Source organism: uncultured Nocardioides sp. (assembly GCF_902805925.1).
In the GTDB taxonomy this organism is placed as follows: Bacteria; Actinomycetota; Actinomycetes; order Propionibacteriales; family Nocardioidaceae; genus Nocardioides.
Map to the genome: position 1 here is coordinate 1 of NZ_CADCUP010000196.1, position 4,134 is coordinate 4,134.

Below are 4,134 nucleotides of genomic sequence, written 5' to 3' on the forward strand. Positions count from 1 at the left end.
CGACACGACCCCACCGACGTCGAGACGCGCGGTCCGCAGCTCCAGCGCGAGCCGCTGGTCTCGGGACCCGATCGTGAGGTTGTCCCGCCCCGGCCCGCCCGCGTAGGTGCTGCCGGGGGCACCGGGCGCGTCGGAGGAGAAGACGTCGTCGCCCCCGCCCAGGTCGAGCGCCAGCACGCCGGGGCGCGCGGGGTCGTCGCGCCCGGTCAGCGACCCGGAGGTGCTGGTCGGCTGGCCCGTGCCGGCGTTGACCTGGTCGCTCGTGGGTCCGCCGTGGAACCGGTCGGCCCCCTCGCCCAGCACGGCCTGGGCGCCCCACCCGGGGGTGGCCGTCCCGTCCACGACGTCCGCCCCGGCCGCGGTGTCGATCCGCACTAGCGCACGCCCCCGCCGGGCGGGGGGCTGCCGGTGATGCACACCAGGTCGTCGCCGCCCAGCGTGTCCACCGCGACGGCGGCGTCGGTGACGACGACGTCACGGCCCTCGGTGCCGGTCAGGGTGGCGCCCTCGGAGCCGACGAGGGTGGCCGCCTCCCCACGGCAGGTCGGGGCGGCCGCCGCGGGCGAGGCGGGCACGGCGAGCAGGGTCGCGCCGAGCGCGAGCGTGAGCAGGGACAGGCGTGGTGCGGACCTCATGGGGACTCCTCGAGAGTCGGGCCGCCTACCGGAAGTCGATGAGCAGCATGTCGGTGTCGGAGCCGTCCGAGACGGACGGTCCCCCCTGGGACGCGCCGTCGGCCGCAGAAGTTGTCCCCGGACCCGGATCCTCGGCCCGCCCGTCGTCGATCACCGGGGCGCGGAAGCAGCGGGCGACGTACGGCAGCTGCATGCCGTCCATGCCGCGGCCGTAGTCGTCGTAGAACGCGGCGACCTCGGCGAGCTTCGCCTCGCGCGCCTCGGGCTCCAGGGTCGACACGCCGGAGTGCGACGCGGCGAGGTCCACGACCGAGGAGCGGTTGACGTCCTGCCAGTGGCGGAGCTCGGTCTCCTCCACGGGCCCGAAGAGACCGGAGTCCCGGAGCGGCTCGGCCGGGTCGGCGACCTGGTCCTGGCCGATGATGGCGCCGAGGCGGCGTACCCACGGGATCTTCTGGTAGGTCTGGTTCCAGACCAGGGCGAGGTGCCCGCCCGGCTTGAGCACCCGCGCGATCTCGGGCAGCGCCCGCTCGAGGTCGAACCAGTGGAAGGACTGGGCGCAGACGACCACGTCCACCGACCGGCCGGCCACCGGCAGGTCCTCGGCGCCCGCCACGGAGGTGCGCACGCCGGGCAGCGCGGCGCTCAGCACCTCGAGCATCGCCGGGTCGGGGTCGGTCGCGTGCACGTCGTGGCCGTGCTGCACCAGCAGCGCGGTCAGCTTGCCCGTCCCGGCGCCGAGCTCCAGGACGGTGCGCCCCGGGCCACCCGTCAGCCACGGTCCGACCTGCGCCGGGTAGCCCGGGCGGCCGCGGTCGTAGGCGGCCGCGACGCGGCCGAAGGATCGGGCGGGCTGGGGCTGGCTCATCGGGGCCAGGCTACCCGCGTCGGTCGCGCAGGCATCGACCCGCGGTGCTCGGTCAGCAGCGCAGCCGCCGCGTCAGGCGCTCGACGCGCACGACGTCCTGCGCGCGGCCCCGGTCCCGGGCGCGGTCGAAGCCCGGGCCGCCCAAGAGGCGGTCACGGTTGGGGGTGCCGCAGAGCCGGTCGTCGCCGGGACCGCCGGCGAGACGGGCCCGCTCGCGACAGGGGGCCCCGCCCGCCGGCGCGTCGTAGTCCCTGCCCGTGCCCAGCGTGCGCGAGGCGGCCAGCACGTCGGCGCCACGGCCGCCCTGCGCCCGCACGAAGCAGCCGCGCAGGTAGGCCCGGGTGGCGCTCGCGTCACCGTAGAGGGCGATCCGGCGTGCCCCGAGGCGCAGCGCCTCGAACGCATCGATGCGGTTGCTGTGCAGGAGCCCGTCCAGCGTCAGGTCCAGCTGCCGGGTCCGCAGGTTGACGGTGAGCCTGCCCTTCCCCCGGTCGTGGAACACCTCGTCCCGGCCCGGGCCCCCGTCGAAGGAGTTGCCCGCCAGGGCGTCGGGGTCGGTCCGGAGCAGGTCGGCACCGGCGCCCATGGACACCGTCGCGCGCGAGGCGGGCCCCCGCACCTCGTCGTCGAGCAGCAGCAGCTCGCTGGCGCCGGACCCGGTGAACCGCAGCGACGCGGCCGCGGGGGAGTACCAGCCGAAGCGGCTGAAGCCGGACCAGCGCAGCGCCTCGACACCGTCCCGGGTCGCCAGGCCCGTCCGGTTGTCGAGGTCCCACCCGCCGGTCGGCAGGTCGATCACGGCCAGGTAGGCGTCCGTCAGCTCGCTGTGCAGCCGCCCCTCCGCGGTCAGCTCGCTGCCCCGGAAGAGGACGGACCCGTTGCTCACCTCGACCTCGTCGGCGTTGGGCAGGCCGACCTGCCCGGTGTGCACGACGCTGTGGCCCAGGGCGCGGACGACGTCACGCTCGGCATCCGTCGTCCGTGACCGGCGCGTGAGGGGCTGCTGTGCGTCGCCGGTTGTCACCGACATGTCGGAGCCCACGAAGGTGTCGGCCCCCGCACCGAGCACGACGGTGCCGGCGTCGCGCGCTGCGTCCGTGACGACGTCGTCGCCCGCGCCGGCGTCCACGAAGGCGTCGTCGGCCGCCTCCAGGCAGACTAGGTCGTCGCCACCCAGCGCCAGGACCCGGCGGGCGCCTTCCGGCACGATGACGTCGGGCCCGTCGGTGCCGGTGACGACCTGTCCGGCCGCACCCGTGATCGTGACCGGCCGCCCCTGACACGTCGCTGCTGCGGCGTGCGCGCCCGGCGCGGCCGTGCCGGCTGCGCCCGCCGTCGTCGCGACGAGCAGTGCGGCGGTGAAAAGGTGTCGTGCGCGTGCGAAGGGCATGGGTGAGTCTCCCGATCGTGGTGGGTGGTCACCATGGTGATGCACAGTGGGCGCGGAACGTTGTCCGCACTAGCGTTCGGCGTGTGAGCACCGACCCGCTGGCCTGGCTGAGCTCCCTGGAGGGAGTGCCGTCGGCGTACGCCGCGGTGCGCGACGGCATCGACGCGCTGCTGCGGGACCGCGGGCTGCGTCGTACCTCGCCGGAGACCACCGCGGAGTCGCTGCTGCGGGGCGCGCACGCCTCGGCGGTCCTCGAGGGCTCGACGTCCACGCTCGCCGACGTCCGCGCAGGGACGGGCGACCGGGTCGCGGCGGACGCCGTGCGGGTCTCCTCGGAGCTGCTGGGCCTGGCGCCGTCGCTGTCGCGCTCGCCCCTGCAGGCGCTGGCCCGGATCCACGCGCTGGCCGCGACCGGGTCCGTGCCCGACGACCGGCTCGGACGGCCCCGCGACGCCGCGTCCTCGCAGCGACTGCGCGCCCTCGCCGACCTGCTGCTCGCGGACACCGACGCCCCGGCGCTGCTGGTGGCGGCGGTCGTGCACGCCGATCTCGCCTCGGCAGCGCCGTTCGCGTCCCACAACGGGCTCGTGGCCCGGGCGGCGGAGCGGCTGGTCGTGGTGGCGCGCGGGGTCGACGAGAAATCGCTGGTGGTGCCCGAGGCGGGCCACCTGGCGCTGCGGGCGCAGTACGAGTCGAACCTCGCGGGCTACCGCGACGGCGGGGAGCGCGGCGTTCACGCCTGGGCGCTGTACGCCGCGGAGGCCTACGCGGCGGGAGCCGACGCGAGCCCGCTGCGCACCACCGGCTGAGGCCTCTTGCGCGGACCGCGGGCCCACGGTTGGCTGTGGCGATGCGCACACTCCTCGGGGCCGCTGCCGCCCTCACGATGACCCTGGTGCCCCTCGCCGCCGTCGCGGCGGACGAGCCGGCACCCGACACGACCTCACTCGACAGGCCGGCCAAGAACGACCTCTCCTGGAAGCGGGTCGACGTCGACACCGACCAGGGGCTGCGCGGCCTCGACGCCGTCTCCCACCGGGTGGCCTGGGTGACCGGCAGCGAGGGCGGCGTCTGGCGCACGGTGAACGGCGGCAGGTCGTGGAAGGACGTCACGCCCGCCGCCCAGGTCCTGATGTTCCGCGACGTCGAGGCCCGCTCCCGGAAGACCGCGCTCGTGCTGGCCATCGGCCCCGGCGAGGAGTCGCAGATCATGCGCACCGACGACGGTGGCGAGTCGTGGT

The 4,134-nt window shown here is 75.9% G+C and carries 5 protein-coding genes and 1 pseudogene; 2 read left to right on the forward strand and 4 right to left on the reverse strand.

The window, feature by feature from the left end:
- The 4 genes from QZX64_RS14300 to QZX64_RS14315 all read right to left on the reverse strand — a co-directional run.
- Positions 1-375, reverse strand: a 375-nt coding sequence (locus tag QZX64_RS14300; protein WP_295661096.1) for a hypothetical protein, incomplete at its 3' end; no start/stop codon positions are given.
- Positions 375-635 carry a hypothetical protein gene (locus QZX64_RS14305; RefSeq protein WP_295661098.1) on the reverse strand — a complete coding sequence of 87 codons (261 nt, stop codon included), beginning with the start codon at positions 633-635 and terminating at the stop codon, positions 375-377. The genes QZX64_RS14305 and QZX64_RS14300, both read right to left, overlap by 1 nt.
- 25 nt (positions 636-660) lie before the next feature.
- The gene (locus QZX64_RS14310) at positions 661-1,503 is read right to left on the reverse strand and encodes a class I SAM-dependent methyltransferase (RefSeq protein ID WP_295661100.1); all 843 of its coding nucleotides are present in this window, start codon (positions 1,501-1,503) and stop codon (positions 661-663) included.
- Positions 1,504-1,555: 52 nt separating this feature from the next.
- Positions 1,556-2,893: a hypothetical protein gene (locus QZX64_RS14315; RefSeq protein ID WP_295661102.1), complete on the reverse strand. Its 1,338-nt coding sequence runs from the start codon at positions 2,891-2,893 to the stop codon at positions 1,556-1,558.
- Between the two features lie 83 nt (positions 2,894-2,976).
- On the opposite strand from QZX64_RS14315, the gene QZX64_RS14320 reads away from it, so the two are divergent.
- Together QZX64_RS14320 and QZX64_RS14325 are read left to right on the forward strand one after the other, a co-directional pair.
- The gene (locus QZX64_RS14320; RefSeq protein ID WP_295661104.1) at positions 2,977-3,702 is read left to right on the forward strand and encodes an oxidoreductase; all 726 of its coding nucleotides are present in this window, start codon (positions 2,977-2,979) and stop codon (positions 3,700-3,702) included.
- Between the two features lie 41 nt (positions 3,703-3,743).
- Positions 3,744-4,134 (forward strand): annotated as a pseudogene (locus QZX64_RS14325) (oxidoreductase); the annotation flags it as partial.

What these genes read in the sequence shown, in the direction of transcription:
- QZX64_RS14305 (WP_295661098.1), bottom strand. Translation starts at nt 635, where the DNA reads ATGAGGTCCGCACCACGCCTGTCCCTGCTCACGCTCGCGCTCGGCGCG.
- QZX64_RS14310 (WP_295661100.1), bottom strand. Translation starts at nt 1,503, where the DNA reads ATGAGCCAGCCCCAGCCCGCCCGATCCTTCGGCCGCGTCGCGGCCGCC.
- QZX64_RS14315 (WP_295661102.1), bottom strand. Translation starts at nt 2,893, where the DNA reads ATGCCCTTCGCACGCGCACGACACCTTTTCACCGCCGCACTGCTCGTC.